Annotated in this window: 14 protein-coding genes; 4 read left to right on the top strand and 10 right to left on the bottom strand. The window is 50.6% G+C overall.

Annotated elements, in window-relative coordinates:
* Positions 1-29: 29 nt before the first annotated feature.
* The 5 genes from FEK30_RS14495 to rpsT form a co-directional block, all read right to left on the bottom strand.
* Positions 30-4,025 (bottom strand): DNA-directed RNA polymerase subunit beta', encoded by a 3,996-nt coding sequence (locus tag FEK30_RS14495; RefSeq protein WP_138073566.1) that lies wholly within the window; start codon positions 4,023-4,025, stop codon positions 30-32.
* A 92-nt stretch (positions 4,026-4,117) separates the two neighbouring features.
* A complete protein-coding gene (locus FEK30_RS14500) occupies positions 4,118-6,028 on the bottom strand; it encodes a DNA-directed RNA polymerase subunit gamma (RefSeq protein ID WP_012307653.1) in 1,911 nt (636 codons plus the stop codon).
* A 112-nt stretch (positions 6,029-6,140) separates the two neighbouring features.
* Positions 6,141-9,452, bottom strand: coding sequence for a DNA-directed RNA polymerase subunit beta (gene rpoB / locus FEK30_RS14505; RefSeq protein ID WP_012307654.1), 3,312 nt, complete (start codon positions 9,450-9,452; stop codon positions 6,141-6,143).
* Positions 9,453-9,660: 208 nt separating this feature from the next.
* A complete protein-coding gene (locus FEK30_RS14510; protein ID WP_138073567.1) occupies positions 9,661-10,440 on the bottom strand; it encodes a TatD family hydrolase in 780 nt (259 codons plus the stop codon).
* A gap of 75 nt (positions 10,441-10,515) precedes the next feature.
* Positions 10,516-10,815 carry a 30S ribosomal protein S20 gene (gene rpsT / locus FEK30_RS14515; RefSeq protein ID WP_012307657.1) on the bottom strand — a complete coding sequence of 100 codons (300 nt, stop codon included), beginning with the start codon at positions 10,813-10,815 and terminating at the stop codon, positions 10,516-10,518.
* A 239-nt stretch (positions 10,816-11,054) separates the two neighbouring features.
* Between rpsT and hisD the strand changes: the two genes are divergently transcribed.
* Positions 11,055-12,368: a histidinol dehydrogenase gene (gene hisD, locus FEK30_RS14520; protein WP_138073568.1), complete on the top strand. Its 1,314-nt coding sequence runs from the start codon at positions 11,055-11,057 to the stop codon at positions 12,366-12,368.
* On the opposite strand, the gene FEK30_RS14525 is transcribed toward hisD, so the two are convergent.
* Both FEK30_RS14525 and FEK30_RS14530 read right to left on the bottom strand, forming a co-directional pair.
* A complete protein-coding gene (locus tag FEK30_RS14525; protein ID WP_138073569.1) occupies positions 12,357-12,782 on the bottom strand; it encodes a hypothetical protein in 426 nt (141 codons plus the stop codon). The genes hisD and FEK30_RS14525 overlap by 12 nt on opposite strands.
* 24 nt (positions 12,783-12,806) lie before the next feature.
* Positions 12,807-13,196, bottom strand: a complete 390-nt coding sequence (locus tag FEK30_RS14530) for a hypothetical protein (protein ID WP_012307660.1) — start codon at positions 13,194-13,196, stop codon at positions 12,807-12,809.
* Between the two features lie 153 nt (positions 13,197-13,349).
* Between FEK30_RS14530 and FEK30_RS14535 the strand changes: the two genes are divergently transcribed.
* Together FEK30_RS14535 and FEK30_RS14540 are read left to right on the top strand one after the other, a co-directional pair.
* Positions 13,350-14,102, top strand: a complete 753-nt coding sequence (locus FEK30_RS14535) for a hypothetical protein (protein ID WP_138073570.1) — start codon at positions 13,350-13,352, stop codon at positions 14,100-14,102.
* Positions 14,103-14,191: 89 nt separating this feature from the next.
* Positions 14,192-14,743, top strand: a complete 552-nt coding sequence (locus tag FEK30_RS14540) for a phycobiliprotein lyase (RefSeq protein ID WP_138073571.1) — start codon at positions 14,192-14,194, stop codon at positions 14,741-14,743.
* A 9-nt stretch (positions 14,744-14,752) separates the two neighbouring features.
* Here FEK30_RS14540 and FEK30_RS14545 read toward each other — a convergent pair whose 3' ends face one another.
* Together FEK30_RS14545 and FEK30_RS14550 are read right to left on the bottom strand one after the other, a co-directional pair.
* Entirely contained in the window at positions 14,753-15,376 is a 624-nt protein-coding gene (locus tag FEK30_RS14545; RefSeq protein ID WP_138073572.1) for a ribonuclease D, read from the bottom strand.
* A gap of 58 nt (positions 15,377-15,434) precedes the next feature.
* On the bottom strand, positions 15,435-16,016 hold the full coding sequence (locus FEK30_RS14550) for a DUF924 family protein (protein WP_138073573.1): 582 nt from the start codon (positions 16,014-16,016) through the stop codon (positions 15,435-15,437).
* A 67-nt stretch (positions 16,017-16,083) separates the two neighbouring features.
* Between FEK30_RS14550 and FEK30_RS14555 the strand changes: the two genes are divergently transcribed.
* Complete coding sequence (locus tag FEK30_RS14555; protein WP_138073574.1) at positions 16,084-17,022, top strand: serine hydrolase; 939 nt, start codon at positions 16,084-16,086, stop codon at positions 17,020-17,022.
* Here FEK30_RS14555 and FEK30_RS14560 read toward each other — a convergent pair.
* Complete coding sequence (locus FEK30_RS14560) at positions 17,019-17,459, bottom strand: OsmC family protein (RefSeq protein WP_062435128.1); 441 nt, start codon at positions 17,457-17,459, stop codon at positions 17,019-17,021. The two genes, FEK30_RS14555 and FEK30_RS14560, sit on opposite strands and share 4 nt — an antisense overlap.
* Positions 17,460-17,487 lie beyond the last annotated feature (28 nt).

Here is a 17,487-nt window from a genome sequence, read left to right on the forward strand (position 1 = left end):
TTTGATGATTTTCAGGTTTTAGATCACCATTATTGGTCTTTCATCCAATTATCATCAATCATCGCATCATCATCAATCACAGGTGCTTTTCCCTGAACATCCGACGGGATCGGCGTATCATCAGAAATCAATTCATCGCCAGAGATAATATCCTTACGGTTTGATTTTCCTTCCGTAAAGGCCCGCGCTGTTTGATCATCGAGAATTTCGCTGCCATCGAGGTCATCATAGGTACGACTCGATAACCCAGCACCATTGTCATTGGTCACAACATTGCTGTAGCCATTGGGAGACCGTGAAGTGCCTTCGTCCACGAAATCATTTTGACTCGCAAACCCCGTTCCGGCCGGAATCAAGCGACCGATAATCACGTTTTCCTTAAGACCCCGTAACCAATCGGATTTACCTTCAATGGCCGCTTCGGTAAGTACCCGTGTGGTCTCTTGGAAGGAAGCCGCAGAAATAAAGCTATCGGTGTTCAAGGAAGCTTTGGTAATCCCCAGGAGCACTGGAGTGTAACGGGCCGGTGCACCACCAGTAATGGACATGGCTTCGTTAACTTGTTCTACTTGACGTAGCTCAATTAATTCTCCTGGCAACATTGTGGTATCGCCACCGTCATCGATGCGGACTTTTGCCGTCATCTGACGCACGATCACCTCGATGTGTTTGTCAGAAATGTCAATGCCCTGGGACTGGTAAACCCGCTGCACTTCTTCTACCAAGAACCGTTGAGATTCCCGGAGACCAATCAAAGCTGCTTCGTATATCCCCTTACTCTCAGCGTAGTAATCAAAGAAAATTTCTAGGATTTCGTGGGGATTATTCAAGCCGTCAGTGAGGGGTTCTGCTGGGCCAACCCGTTGACCATCAACTACCATCACACTTTGGTTGAGGCTAACCGGATACTCGCTAATGACACCATCATCTTCGATGACTTTGACATCCACGGTTTCGTCGTCGAGGTATTCGACTTGGCAGGTGCCAGGGCGACGGGCGAGCACTGCTGCTTCCTTGGGTTTCCGGGCTTCGAGGAGTTCTTCGATCCGGGGGAGACCCTGGATGATGTCCCCAGTTTTTGCCCGCTCAAAGACGAGCAGCACGAGATTATCACCCCGTTGGACAAGATCACCTTCGTCGATGTGCAGGACTGCACCACCAGACACACGGTAGGGCCGGGCATGACGGAGGACAATTTCTTTGTCGCTGACCTTAAGGACTTGGGCGGAATCTTCGATCACAACGCCTTCGGCAATTTCGGTGCCAGCAACCACCAGGGTATTTTCTTTCACCTTGGCTTTGCCGTCGATGGCGAGGGTTTGGCGATCGCTATCACGCACAATCAACAAACGGCGGATCGCTTCTTGACCGGAACGGATCCCTCGAACCTCACCGGGTTCTTTACATTGAATTTCCGTGCGGGCCACCACTGCGCCAGGGGCAATTTCCTGGCCATCTTCGACCATGAGTCGGGTCTGAACTTGGCCGCCAAAGGGATCACTATCGGAATCACGGCGGAGAATCAAGGACTCAAGAATCACTAACTGGAGACGTTTTACTTCGTCATCGGTGGGATCATCTTGAAGTTCAATGTCCGCATAGAGGTTCGCCAGGACATCTTCATCTTCCCCTTCAATGGCACCAATTTCGATAATCAATTGGGTGCTCAGGAGAGAAACACCATCAACGGATTTCACCCGTTCGCCATCTTTAAAGAATAAGCGCTGGACAGCATGGAGTTCGATATTCCGGCCTGCGCCCTGTTCGTTAATGGAACCTTGGGACGGTTCAACGGGAGTATCCTCGACTTGGAATTCCTCGACGGGACGGACAAGGAGCGCGACCCCTTCGGTGCTGATCACTTTTTCGCCGTAGCTCAGTTTGTCGATGGTCACCCCAGGGATCACCTCTTCACCGGGCTGGATCAGTTGTTCGTGATATTTATCGGCGATCGCCTCTTCGGTCAGGTGCAATTCACCCGGCTTAATAATCACTTCCCGGAGAATGTCATTCTTTTCGATGACCTCTGCGACCCCAGCCGACTGAGAGAAAATATCCTTAACGACTTCTGTGCCCGCTTCGACGTACTGGCCATCTTCGACGATACGCAGAGAGCTATCCTTGTTTACCTCGTGGGTTTCTTCTGGGATCCAAAGGAGTGTGCCCCCTTTCAGCACTTCGTAGCCCTGTTTTTTCGTGCCCTTGGCCACTTCTACACCAGAGTATTTGATGATGCCTCCGGTGGTTGTCCGGTAGCGGTCATCAATAAGTTCAGCGATGTTGGCGTTGTTTTGCACCTTCGTGCCGGGGGCTGTTTTCAGGAGGAACTGATCCCCTTTAGAGGTTTCAATGATGTATTGTTCTGAGCCGCCCCCAGTTTCGTGGAGTACCTTCGCCTCATCTAGGAGTACCGAAGCGGTGACAATTTCAATCTCTCGGCTGTTGGGAATGAGTCGTACAACACCACCGGAGAGGGAAACTAATTTTGTTTCAGCGAGGATATCACCCACATTGACATGGGTGCCGTTTTCAACGACGGGTTCAGCCCCAGCCGGCAGATTATAAACATCCCCAGCTAAAACCCACATCAAACCACTTCTTTGGGCGGAGCGGGTTGTGTTGCCTTGACGATCCGTTTTTTCTTCGGCAATGAGGTTATCAAAGAGAACTTCCCCAGCCAGATCGGAGGAAACGTCTTTGGTCGCTCTCTCGGTGGATTTTTGGGTTTTCTGACCCGCACCAACTTCAACGAGCAGATCGCCTTTCTTGACGGAAGCTCCTTCTGCCACCAAGACAAAGGAACCCGGTGAGAGCGCATGGCTTACCATTTTGCCATTGTCGCTGGGCTTCAACACCAGAGTACCGGCTACTTCTACCTGCTCTACTTCATCCCCGTGGGGCGTCCGCATCCGCCGCGTGCTGAGGCCATCTTTAAATTGAATCGTGCCAGCTTTGGAGGCTTTGATCGTCCGGGCGGCTTCCTTGGTAAATACCCCCCCGGTGTGGAAAGTCCGCATGGTTAACTGGGTGCCAGGCTCCCCAATGGATTGGGCCGCAATAATCCCGACGGCCTCTCCCATATCGACCATGTGACCGTGGGCAAGGCTCCAACCATAGCACTTGCGACAGACGGAACGGGCCGCTTCACAGGTTAAAGGCGATCGCACTTCCACTTCAGCTACCGTAGTCGCAATTTTCTTCGCCAGATCAGCATCAATATCTTGATTTCGTTGGGCAATGACTTCCCCAGTTTTGGGATCAACCACATCGGCATTGAGTACCCGACCAAAGAGGCGGTCTTCGAGGGAAATCTGTTCGCGCTCACCATCAGTCATGGCGCGGAGTTTGAGACCCCGGGCGGTGCCGCAGTCTTCTTCGCGAACGATCACATCCTGGGAAACATCCACCAGACGACGGGTTAGGTAACCGGAGTCCGCAGTCCGCAGTGCCGTATCTACCAGACCTTTCCGCGCACCGTAAGAGGAAATAATATACTCAGTTACCGTCAGACCTTCCCGGAAGTTGGTTTTAATCGGCAAGTCAATAATTTCCCCTTGGGGATCCGCCATCAAGCCGCGCATCCCGACCAACTGACGCACCTGGGAGAGATTACCCCGGGCACCACTAAAGGCCATCATGTAAACGGAGTTGAGGGGGTTGGTTTCCCGGAAGTTTTTGACCACTTCATCTTTAAGGGATTCAGAGGTGCTGTTCCAGGTGTCAATAACCTTTTGGAAACGCTCAACCTCAGTGATTTCACCACGGGAATAGCGCGCTTCTGTGGTCTTAATTTCCTGTTCGGCGCTGTCTAGCATCTGCCGCTTGATGGGCGGTACCTGGAGGTCATCGACACTAATCGAGACACCAGCCTGGGTTGCGTAACGAAAACCAAGGGTTTTCAGTTCGTCGGCCATGGTGGCACAGTGGGCAGAACCAAAACTCGTGTAGGCCCAGGACATCAGCTTTTTCAGACGTCCTTTATCGATGATGCGGTTGTAAAAAACGGCGGGTTTTTCCTTGGTCATGGTTTTTTGTGATCTCTGGTATTAATAACTTAAGAAGAAAAACTTAAAGAAAGCAAAAGGCGATCGCCCTTTTCTTTCCGCTTACAGTCACCTTATACAGGTAGTCCTTCTGGGAGCGTCCGCTCGGTTAAATCAAGGGCATCTTGGATCGTCTTGTTGTAGATGATTCGTCCCGGCGTTGTGCGGATAAACTGACTAATCATTTCACCCTCTGCCGTTTCCCGAACCTTCCGTTCACGGTAAATTTTCAAAATAGAACCATCCTCTAACGTTTCAGATTCCAACACCCGATCATCCGCCTCATTGGTCTCAACATCGCCGAGGTAGCGCAACCATACATAGGCATGCAAATCCACATCCCCTTGCTCATAGGCCCGCAACGCATCATCCATACTGCTAAAGTAGCGTCCCGCACCCCGCTGTGCCCCTGGATTTTCCGCCGTCAAATAATAACAACCTAAAACCATATCCTGGGAAGGAGCCACAATGGGTTTACCCGTAGCGGGCGAAAGAATATTATGACAAGCCAGCATCAACAGACGAGCCTCAGCTTGGGCCTCCAAAGACAAAGGCACGTGCACCGCCATTTGGTCGCCATCAAAGTCAGCGTTAAACGCAGGACAAACCAACGGGTGCAACTGAATCGCGCGACCTTCCACGAGAATCGGTTCAAAAGCCTGAATTCCTAGTCGGTGTAGCGTTGGTGCCCGGTTGAGTAGTACAGGGTGACCCGTAATTACTTCAGCGAGCACATCCCAAACACTTTCATCCCCCCGTTGAATCAGCTTTTTCGCCGCCTTAATATTGCTGACAATAGTGCTCTTAATCAGTCGCTGAATTACAAAAGGCTGGAACAGTTCAATGGCCATCTCACGGGGCAGACCACACTGATAAATTTTTAGCTTTGGCCCAACCACGATGACAGAACGACCAGAATAGTCAACCCGTTTCCCAAGGAGGTTTTGCCGGAAACGACCTTGCTTCCCTTCAATAATGTCCGATAAAGACTTGAGGGGACGGTTATTTGCACCGACAACTGTCCGACCACGACGGCCATTGTCAATTAGCGCATCCACCGCCTCTTGCAACATCCGTTTTTCGTTGCGGACGATAATTTCCGGTGCCAGAATTTCTTGTAATCGAGCGAGACGGTTGTTTCGATTGATAACGCGGCGATAAAGATCATTCAAATCGGAGGTGGCAAAGCGGCCCCCATCGAGCTGCACCATCGGGCGCAGATCCGGTGGAATGACAGGGATACTGTTCAGAACCATCCATTCAGGGCGTGCCCCAGTCGCAATAAAGTTATCAATAACGCGCAAACGTTTAATTAACTTCGCCCGTTTTTGACCTTTAGAATTAGCAATGCCTTCCCGTAGTTCCTCAGCAACCGCCTCTAACTCAAGCTCTTGCAACAAACGCTCAATCGCTTCAGCCCCAATGCCAACTTCCACATCCTCTAACTGAGAATCTTCGCTGTAGAGTTGCTCTTCAATTTCTAACCACTGATCTTCCGTCAATAGTTGCTTATAGCTGAGGTTAGTCGCATTACCCGGATCGAGGACGACATAGGCATTGAAATAAACAATCTGCTCCACATCCCGCAGTGCCATATCCAGCAAAATGCTGAGGTAGCTGGGGATCCCCTTGAGATACCAAACGTGGGTAACTGCCGCAGCGAGCTTGATGTACCCCATGCGATGACGACGCACCCGGGATTCAGTGACCTCTACGCCACAACGCTCACAGACAATTCCCCGGTGTCTAACCCGCTTGTATTTACCACAGTGGCATTCCCAGTCCTTGGCCGGGCCAAAAATCCGCTCACAAAATAAACCATCCATTTCCGGTTTTAACGTCCGGTAGTTAATGGTTTCTGGTTTTGTGACCTCGCCGACGGTTTGACCATTTGGTAAAGTCCGCTCTCCCCACTGGCGTACCCGTTCAGGAGAAGCAATACCAATTTTGACGTAATCGAAATGTTGCTCTTGTTGACTTTTCATGCCCGTAACTGCTCTTTAAAAACGACTCGACGAATAAAATTTGGCCTGTGTAAGCTTCAAAAAGCATGGGGTACATTTGGCAAAATGCTGGCCCCACTACTTTTAAGGATGCTTACTCTGCTGCCTCTTCTACTAAATCCTCTTGATCTTCATTGGTGACTGACTCATAGGTGGGCCGGTTAGGGGCGCGACGTTGATTGTCCATCATCAAATCTACTTCCACATCACGACTGGTACCATCATCGGCTGCTTCCACTTTATGAACAGCAATGTCGAGACCCAGGGATTGCAATTCTCGCATTAGAACTTTGAAAGATTCGGGAGTACCTGGGCGAGGAATCGGCTTCCCTTTGACGATCGCATTTAAGGCTTCGTTACGTCCTTGCATATCATCGGATTTCACCGTGAGTAACTCTTGGAGAGTATAGGCGGCTCCATAAGCTTCGAGAGCCCAAACCTCCATTTCCCCGAAGCGCTGACCACCCTGCTGGGCTTTACCACCAAGGGGCTGCTGCGTCACCAGAGAGTACGGCCCCGTAGAACGCGCGTGGATCTTATCGTCAACCAAGTGAACAAGCTTAAGCATGTACGCTTTACCGACAGTCACGGCTCGATCAAAGGATTCCCCAGTCCGACCATCGTAGACTTGGATTTTGCCAGGTTCATCTTCATTAAAGACCCAGTCTTTGTTTGGCTTTTTCGCTGCTTCGCGAATTTTGCCATGTACGGTTTCCCGTGATGCTTCAGCTCCGTGCATTTCGTCGAAAGGCATCATCTTAAAGCGAGCATTGAGATGTTCGCCGGCCCAGCCTAGGAGACACTCAAAAACTTGGCCTACGTTCATCCGGGAGGGAACCCCTAGGGGATTGAGCACAATGTCGACAGGGGAACCATCGGGTAAGTAAGGCATATCCTCAATCGGGAGAATCCGGGAAATAATCCCCTTATTCCCGTGGCGGCCTGCCATTTTATCCCCAACTTGGATTTTTCGTTTTTGAGCCACGTAGACCCGAACCACCATATTGGCACCCGGGGGTAATTCATCGCCCTGCTCACGGGTAAAGACACGGACATCAACCACACGTCCCTTTTCACCGTTGGGAACCCGGAGGGAGTTATCCCGTACATCCCGTGCCTTCTCCCCGAAAATTGCCCGTAGGAGTTTCTCTTCCGGTGGCTGATCGGACTCACCTTTCGGAGTGACTTTACCGACCAAAATGTCACCAGATTCTACCCAAGCACCAATGCGAATAATCCCTTGTTCATCGAGGTGACGCAGAGCATCTTCCCCAACGTTGGGAATTTCACGGGTAATCTCTTCAGGCCCCAACTTTGTTTGACGGGCTTCAATTTCGAATTTTTCAATGTGGATACTGGTATACACATCGTCATATACAAGGCGCTCACTGATTAGGATTGCGTCTTCGTAGTTGTAGCCTTCCCAGGGCATATAGGCGATGGTCACATTTTGACCGAGGGCAATTTCACCACCTTCAGTTGCGGAGCCATCTGCGAGAACCTGACCAGCGACAACATCTTCACCAATGTCTACAAGGGGACGCTGATTAAGACAAGTATCTTGGTTAGAACGCTGATATTTTTGCAGAGGATAAACAATTTCAGCGGCGTCCTCGGTTCCTTCACCGGTTGGTTGCACGCGGATTACGGTAGCGTCAACGAAGGTAACAACACCATCACACCGGGACACAATAACCATCCCAGAGTCACGGGCTGCTTGTGCCTCCAGACCGGTGCCAACAAGGGGACGTTCTGGTCTGAGGAGGGGAACAGCCTGCCGTTGCATGTTAGAACCCATCAGGGCACGGTTTGCGTCATCGTGCTCTAGGAACGGAATCAGTGAGGTTGCAACAGAGACGATTTGTAGGGGCGAAACTGCCACATAGTCTACTTGTTCGGGAGTGGTGGTCGAGAATTCGCGACGATAACGCACGGGAACTGTTTCACCGAGAATGTTACCGTCTTCATCCCGTGGTACATCGCCGGGGGCAACCCGCAGATCGTCTTCTTCGCCTGCCGTGAGGTAAACAGAGCCTTGGTCAAAGAGGATTTTGCCGTTTTCGACTTTGTAATAGGGCGTTTCGATAAAGCCATATTCATTAACGCGGGCATAGGTTGCTAGGGAACCGATGAGACCAGCGTTGGGACCTTCTGGGGTTTCTACAGGGCAAATCCGACCATACTGGGTGGGGTGAATGTCTCGCACAGCAAAGCCGGCCCGTTCACGGGTTAAACCACCAGGGCCGAGGGCGGATAGACGCCGTTTGTGGGTCAACTCAGCGAGTGGATTGGTTTGATCCATAAACTGAGAAAGCTGGGAGGAGCCGAAAAATTCCTTAATCGCCGCAACAAGGGGTTTTGGGTTAACCAAGGAGGCTGGTGTTAGGGTGTCGGCTTCACTGACAGTCATGCGTTCACGAATGATGCGTTCAAGACGGTTTAGACCAACACGTACTTGGTTTTGTAGGAGTTCCCCCACGGACCGGACACGACGGTTGCCCAGGTGATCGATGTCGTCAATGTTTCCGGTATCGAATTCTAGGTTAATAAGATAATCAATCGCCGAGAGGATATCGGTGGGAGTAAGTACCCGTACGGTATCGGGGATGTTGAGCCGTAACTTTTTATTGATTTTGTAACGACCGACTTTACCCAAGTCGTAGCGCTTGTTGTCGAAGAAACGGGATTCTAATAGCTGCTGACCACCGCTGACCGTGGGAGGCTCACCGGGGCGGAGCTTGCGATAGAGTTCGAGGAGTGCTTCTTCTTCGCTGGGATTGCCTTCTTTTTCGAGGGTTTTTTGGTAGAAGTCAGCATGCCGCAAGGCGTCAAGGATTTCGCTGTCGGATAGACCCATGGCCTTGAGGAGTACCTGGGCTGAAAGCTTACGGGTTTTATCAATCCGCACCCAGACAATGTTGTTTTTGTCTGTCTCAAATTTCAACCATGCCCCACGGTTAGGAATGAGGGATGCGGAGTAGGTGCGACGACCATGTTTATCGACTTCGGATTTGTAATAAACCCCAGGCGATCGCACAATTTGGTTGACGATTACCCGTTCTGCACCATTGATGATGAAGGTACCACGGTCTGTCATCAGAGGTAGATCCCCAATGAAGACTTCCTGTTCTTTGATTTCGCCAGTTTCTTTGTTGATGAGGCGGGTGGGCACATACATCTGGACACCATAGGTGCTATCCCGACTCTTGGCCTCACTCATGCTGTACTTGGGTTCTTTGAGACGGTATTTTTCCCCAATGAAGTGCAGCTCTAATTTGCCGGTATAGTCGGTGATGGGCGAGAAACTGTTGAGCTCCTCAATTAACCCTTTTTCAAGGAACCAACGAAAGCTTGACCGTTGAATATCAATTAGATCAGGAAGCAGGCTTTGGGTGATATGAGTCATAAGTATTATCTTGGGTCGGGATAACTGGGAGGCAATGGTGCAGCAGATGGCAGGCGATCGCCTTGGGTTAGGTAGAGAGTTTGTGTAGAAGTCAAAAGGCCCTTCAATGATAGTCCGGGACAAAGGCTCCTACAGCAGAATGCGACCTTCTCTGATCCCTAGGTTGACCCCTAAGGTGACGAGAATGCCGACAAAATAAAAAAGATATTTAGAAATGCAGCCGAAACAGCTGGCGGGCATTAGCTGTCGTTTGTTGGGCAAGGGTTTCCAAAGAAGTTTCCCGTAATTGGGCAAGGTATTCTGCCACATGGCGGACAAAGGCTGGTTCATTTCGCTTTCCCCGTTTGGGTACAGGGGCAAGAAAAGGACAATCTGTTTCGATCAAAAGGCGATCATCGGGCACTAGACGAGCGGAATCCCTGACCTGTTCAGCATTTTTAAAAGTCACCACACCACTAAAGCTAACGAAAAAACCAAGGTCAAGAAACCATTGAGTTTCTTCGGGGGTGCCACTCCAACAATGCATTACACCGCGCACGGGTTGATCATTCGCCTGAAACTCTTTGAGGATTGCTAACAATTCTGCCGCTGCATCACGACAGTGAATGATCACCGGCAAATCGAGTTCCGCCGCCAGCTCAAGTTGCGCTCTGAGTACTTTTTTTTGGTGACGGTGATTTTCCGCCTTAAAAAAGTCTAGGCCCATTTCCCCAAGGGCAACGATCCGCGAATCACTCTGGGCCAAGGTCTTGATTTCTGCAGCCATGGTCTCTGTCCACTTATCTGCATCGAGGGGATGCAGGCCGACAGAAAATTTTAGCTCCGGAAACCGATCAACCAGGGCTTGAATTTCAGTGAACTCTTGGGGTTCGACGCAGGAATGGACCAAGTGGGCAACACCAGCGGCACGCCAACGACTGGCGATCGCCTCGATATCTTCTTGGAAAACATCGAAGTTGATGTGCACATGGGTGTCAACAAGTTGCATGGTAAAAGTGACAGCGGCTCCTTCAAATGATTAGCAAATAGGGAAAACCCCAGAGAACGCGACCGCTCTCTCGTCCTAGGCGGCCACTTGTCCAGTTGCTTGTTTAAATTCCTTTGCGAGCCGTGCTTTTTTCCGGGCAGCCGTATTGTGATGGTAAACTCCCCGTTTTACAGCTTTATCAATTTTGCTGTAGGTTGCAGAGAGATATTTTTGTGCTTCTGCCTGGGCATCTGCAGAGGGAGCCGCTGCATATTGTTCAATCGCTTGGAGGCACTTTTTGGTGAGGGTCTTGACCGCAGACTTATAGGATTTGTTGCGGAGACGATTACGTTCAGCAGTTTGGATACGCTTAATCGCAGATTTAATATTAGCCACAGTGGTCTAGGTTAATTTAGGTGGACAGATAAATATAGATGATCAAAAATCTCATTGTAGCAAAAGTTGCCCCACTGAGATCAATCACCGCAGAATTTAGGTTAGGAGTTGGAAGTCTCTAATTTCAGAGGTGAAATTCTACCACGAAAACCGAGGATAAGCGCGGAATGGCTGCCATTGGTTAGGAAAATTCAGTAGAATGAGACAAGATTTTAAGCAATGAGTGATTGATATTTTCTATGCTGCGCATTCTCTATCAGCAGACTGATGCCCCTTCTGAGTTACAACGTATTGCGAACCGCACCTCCCATGATGTAGCTCTAACCCAAGAGGCGGCGGTGAAAGAGATTGTCACAGCGGTGAAAAATAGTGGCGATCGCGCGTTGGTTGATTTCACGGCAAAATTTGATCGCCAAACCCTCACCCCCGAAAAATTAAGGGTTTCTGCCGCCGAGCTAGATGCGGCCTACCAACAAATTGACCGTCCCCTGCTAGAGGCGATCCAACTGGCCAGTCGCCAAATCGAAGCCTTTCACCGCCAACGGGTGCCTAAATCCTGGGTGCAGTTTGGCCAAAATGATGTGGTTTTAGGGAAACGTTACACGGCTGTGGATCGGGCGGGTTTGTATGTGCCAGGGGGCCGCGCGGCCTATCCGAGTACAGTGCTGATGAATGCGATTCCAGCAAAGGTGGCTGGTGTGCCAAAAATTGTGATGGTGACGCCCCCAGGGCCAGATCTCAAAATTAATCCGGCGGTTTTAGTCGCGGCCCAGGAAGCAGGCATCGAAGAAATTTATCGCGTTGGGGGGGCCCAGGCGATCGCCGCCCTCGCCTACGGTACAGAAACAATTCCGGCAGTGGATGTGATTACTGGGCCGGGGAATATTTTCGTCACCCTTGCCAAAAAAATGGTCTACGGTCGCGTGGGGATCGATTCCTTGGCAGGGCCTTCGGAAGTGCTGGTGATTGCAGACAATAGTGCAAATCCGACCCATGTAGCAGCGGATCTCCTCGCCCAGGCAGAACATGACCCCCTAGCAGCGGCGATCCTCCTCACCCCCGACCAAGAATTCGCCGAACAGGTACAAGCAGCGGTAGCCCAACAGTTAGAAAATCACCCCCGTCAAGAGTTAACGGAAAAGGCGATCGCCCACTATGGCCTCGTGGTGGTGGTTGACTCCCTCGAAAAAGCCGCCGAACTGTCTAATCTCTTTGCCCCAGAACACCTCGAACTGGAAGTGGCAGAACCCTGGGAACTATTACCCTTAATTCGCCATGCTGGCGCGATTTTCCTGGGCCACTCAACCCCGGAAGCAGTGGGGGATTATCTCGCCGGGCCAAACCATACTCTACCGACGGCTGGGGCAGCCCGTTATGCCTCGGCCCTGGGGGTAGAAACTTTTATGAAGCACTCCAGTATTATTCAATATTCTGCCAAGGCACTCCAAAACGTTGCCAGTGCCGTACAAACCCTGGCCGAAGCCGAAGGTCTGCCCTCCCATGGGGATTCCGTGCGGTTGCGGACCCAGAAGGGTCAATCTCTAGATCCCTAATCCCAGAAATTTGCGGAGATACAGGCCCCATTGGGCGGCTAATTCAATTTGGGTAAAGGGAATTTCGAGGGTTCCTTGATCCTGGGTTTCGAGTAATAAAAAGGCTTTTCCCTGGCGGGGTAATTTTTCTGGCTCGTCTAAGCGATCAATCACTTGTTGATCAACGCGTAGGGCAATCTTTTGGATTGAGGCGATCGCCACCGTTTGCAGATCCACCATGCCTCGCCGGGTCGCTTTACCGTAGGTAATCTGACCATTGCGGTAACCCAGAATCGAATACAAATCATATTTTGCTTGATCAAAACCTTCGGCCCACCGTTGATAGGCCTCAATTTTTTGGTATTCGGCCCAACCAGCCCAGGCTAGCCCGATAAATAGCGCCAATAGCGGCAGCCACAATAATCCCCTTTCCATAAATAATTCACACAGAAATTTTGTTTACGATTTTGCTGCTTTGGTTTCGATGAAACGACGTAAACTGAGCAGCGTTACTGTCTGACCCAAATTTAACGGTAACAGAGAAACGCCTTCTAAATGGGACTGGAGCCAGCCATCATCCCAAGACCACCCATGGAAACCGTCAATCCCCTGGCGCAATAGAAAGCGAATGCCGTGGTCATGGAGCGTCTCAACGGTGTGGTGAATCGGCACAACCCCAATCTGGGTCGTAAAGGTCGTCCCCGTCGTCAATTGGGCGGGCAGCTCCGGCCAGCGCTGCAACCAGAGCCATTGTTTGAGTTGCTGAGGCTGGGTTAGGCTCTCACGGATGGTCTGGCTAGAAGCGTTGATTTCGAGGCGAATGTTACTCTGCTGAAACTGTCCAAACATGCAAAAATTCTGGGCCTTCTCAAGGGAATGCCTATGATTATAACGAGGGATGCTCTGGTCATTGGAAACAAACGACCCCAAGCGCACGTCTTTAAAGACTGACCTATGTGAATCAGTTTTTCAGTTTAATTATTCAGTAAAGGGATATTTGCCATGTCTACTACTTCAATCTCTCCTGGGAAAACCGGCACCATTACTTGTTTGAGTGCCTTGCTCTTGAGTACGGCGATCGCCCCCTTTGCTGCACTAAATCCAGCCCAGGCCCAACTTTTCCCACGCCAGTCGAACCGCAACACGACCATTCAACGCCAGGGCCAATATTACGGCCAAACGATCACCATTGCGCGGGGGACGAGTATTCCGGTGATGTACCCTGACGCCGAGCGCATTCTCGTGTCTTCTGAAGAAACCCTGGATTTGACCGTGGAAGTAGCCGCCAACCTGCGAGATCGCAATGGCCAGATTTTAATTCCCTATGGCACAGAAATTGAGGGACAAATTCGACCCGTGCGGGGCGGTTCCCAATTCATTGCTGAACGCTTGATTTTTGATAATAACGACACCCAGCGTATCTATGCTGAATCCCGGGTCAATAATCGCGTTGAAAATATTAACCAAGGTGCCGATGGCGGTGATCTCCTAGAAGGGGCAGCGATCGGGGCTGGGGCGGCAGCGATTATTGCTTTACTCACAGGCGATCGCAGCATTGATTTCGGCGAAATTCTCCTGGGTGGCGGCCTCGGTGCCCTCGGGGGGTGGTTGCTTGGCGGTAATAGCAGCGGTGAAGTAATCGCCTTTGATGCTGACCGTGACCTGGATTTAATCCTCAGCAGTGCCCTAAGCATCGAGCCTTACAACTATCGCACTCCCCAAACCGTGCGCAATGACGATTTTTACTGGGAGTAACTTACTGGGAATAACTGACTTTTGTCAGCCCTGGGGCAGTCCGGTATGATGGATCGAATTCTGACTTTTATCCTGTTGTAACTGTTTTTATGGATATCAACGCCTTTATCCATCAGAGTGCGGGCAATTGGTTCGCCCAGCGCACATTTTATCAAGCCCACCACCCAGAGCCTGATAATGGCAAAGCCAACTTAGCCTTTGAGCTACTGCCCCTCGATCACCCTGAAGTGAGTCGTTTTGCAACGGCGATCGCCCAGGCTCCCAATGAACATTGGCGTGTCTTCCAGAGCAGTTGGGACACCTCCGTAGATTGGGGCAAACCGAAAGCGATTGGCAGTTCTTTATTTGCCTTTGTGATTAATCCCGACCAGCCGACCCAAGGGCAAGCCTTCAGCCTAGATGAGCGTACCTTTGCCCAGGGTCGGTATCGCCTTGGGGAAGATCAAATTCTGATCGTTACCCTGGAAGCGGGAGAAGTGAAAATTATCGAGCGGCAATGGTTTGGCAATGAAAATCTCCGCCTCAGAACCAACATCGTCACGAATAAAACAGGCGTTTTACAGACTGCTTTTTACTCAGAAATTCGTCGGATCATTGAACCCGAAAAAAGTGCAGAAGTCACCGCTAAAGCCAGTAATTAACGAACGCTTTTAGTGCTCGAAAACATTGTCATAAAAAGCAAGATCTAAACTAATAAAGGTGGGGAGACAACGGAGACATTCTTCCATCAGGGGCCAACGGTTTTCGCGCTGGAGCATGGCCGTCAACTTGTGCATCATCGGAATGAGATAGCGCACATCGTTTGAGGCGTATTTGAGCTGTTCCACGCTGAGGGCCGCCACATTTCCCCAGTCAGAGCTTTGGGCTGATTTGTCTAGTTCGACGCCCATTAATTCTTTGACCAATGCTTTGAGACCGTGGCTAGAAGTATAGGTGCGGCCCAATTTGCTGGCGATCTTAGTGCAAAAAAAAGGTTGTGTTTCGATGCCAAAGACATGGCGTAGTTGGGCAAGATCGAACCGCGCAAAGTGAAAAACTTTTGTGATTTTAGGGGCTTCCATTAGGGCTTTTAAGTTGGGAGCGGTGGTCTGACCCTGGGCAATGCGAATCGCACTGACATAGCCAGCATCATCACAGAGTTGCACCAGACAAAGGCGATCGCGGTGGGGATTGAGGCCCATGGTTTCGGTATCAACGGCGATCGCCCCAGATTTGAGGTAGCGTTCTAAAATTTCGGGGCTGAGGTCTTGGTCAAAAAGTGCAAATTGATCCATGGTTTCGGTCTAAGTTTGTAATAAAAAAATGGCGCAGTCGTTTTAGCACCCGCACCCGTTAAAAGGAGGAACCTGGTTGGGCAAGGAAGTCCAATTCGGCCTCGGTGCTGGTGCGGCCCAAAATTTGATTGCGGTGGGGGAAACGCCCAAATTGCTGAATAACGTCAAAGTGGCGCTGGGCATATTCTAAAAAATCGCTGCCCATTGCAGTATTTTTTTCCAGTTGACGAAACAAGGCGAGAGATTGGTATTGATCATCAAGATTTTCGCTGTGCTCAAAAGGAAGGTAGAGAAATACTCGTTGAATTGGCCAAAGATCTTGATCAAATTTCTGGGCGATCGCCTGTTTCGCTAGGGCTAATGCTTGGGGATCTGTGGCAAAGGCTTGGGGATCACCACGAAAGAGATTGCGGGGCACTTGATCAAAAAGCAAAATTAAAGCCAAGCAAGATTCGGGGGCATCACGCCAGGTACTGAATTCTGCGGCGATCGCCTTTCGGTATAAAGGCCCCAAAGTTTCGGCAACAGCATTGTCAAATGCTTGGCTTTTGCGGAACCATTCTTTGCGGGGTTGACCATAATCCGGCGCATCAGGTCGGCCAAACCAAAAATTTAAGACCGTTTGCCAGGGTTCCGCCATCGATAACCGTGCCTCCCACTGAAAATATGCCAGAATCTTACCATTAATGTAAGCAAGGAGAGAGGGTGTGCCGTTCTATCAAAGTTGCGATCGCCTCACGGAACTAGGACAGCAGATTTTACAGACGACCTGGCGCAAATTTCCCAGCCTGAGTCCCGAACAAATCGCCCTAACGTGGTTGGTCTATGACAATCCGGTGGTGGTCAATACCGATGGTGCCCTTTCCCCAGAAGCTTTTTGGGAGCACCCAGTCAGGGGGTTTCAATATCGGGGTGATGTGCGCCTTTATCCGGCGAGTGTGGTGAAACTTTTTTATTTAGTGGCGATCCACGAATGGCTAGAGGGACGAATGCTCCAGGACAGCACCGAGCTAGAACGGGCAATCCAGGACATGATTGTTGAGTCGAGCAACGACGCCACGAGCTACATTGTCGATAGTCTCACCGGAACCACCAGCGGCCCGGAACTCCCCCCGGAACCATTGCAAACCTGGAGCCACCAACGCAACATTATCAATCGCTATTATCAGTCCCTCGGTTGGGCGGAACTCGCGCCGATCAATGTCAATCAAAAACCTTGGAGTAATGGCCCCTACGGTCGGGAGCGGCAGTTTTTGGGGGCAAACTATGAAAATCGAAATATGCTCACCACCAATGCGATCGCCCGGTTATTTCACAGCATTATGGGTGGCGTTGCTGTCTCCCGTGAACGGTGCCAAAGCATGATTCATTTATTGAACCGCTCCCTTGATCCGGCGGATCTGCAGGAATTTGAAGAGGAAAATCAAGTAACAGGCTTTTTGGGGGAAGTGCTCCCAGACGGTAGTCAACTGTGGTCGAAGGCGGGTTGGACGAGCCGCGCCCGCCATGATGCGGCCTACATCGAAGTGCCGGGGCAGCAACCTTATTTATTGGTTGTGTTCACAGAAGGGGAAGCCAATGCGAAAAATCGCGCCATTCTCCCTTTTATTTCCCAGGAAATCCTGGGGGCGATCGCCAATATTTAATGCACTTGAATGGTGGTCTCAAGGGAGACCGTGCCCAAAAGGGAATTCGTAATCAAACAATTGGCTTCTGCTTTATGGAGGAGGCGATCGCCCTTGGCGGGGTCACTCTCCGGGGGGATCATGAGGGTTGCGGTGATTTGGTAATGGGTAAATTGGGTCAAACGATCCACTTTTTCTAGGGTGCCTGCCACGGAACAATGCAAAGATTCCCAAGCAAAATTAGAGGCCCTGGCTGTCCCCCGAAAACTGAGGATAAAACAATCGGCGATCGCCGCTACCAATAAAGTTTCTGGCGACCAATATCCTGCTGGCCCGCCAAATTCTACAGGAGGAGCAGACTCCATGGCGTTTAGGCCAGTACTTTCGAGGGTGACGTTGCTAATGTTGCTTGCCCTAGCCTGGACGGCGTAATAGTGGGGAAGAGGTTGGCTCGTCATTTTTTACTAAAAAATTATGTATCGATAC

The sequence above is a fragment of the Picosynechococcus sp. PCC 11901 genome, from assembly GCF_005577135.1.
Lineage (GTDB): Bacteria > Cyanobacteriota > Cyanobacteriia > Cyanobacteriales > MRBY01 > MRBY01.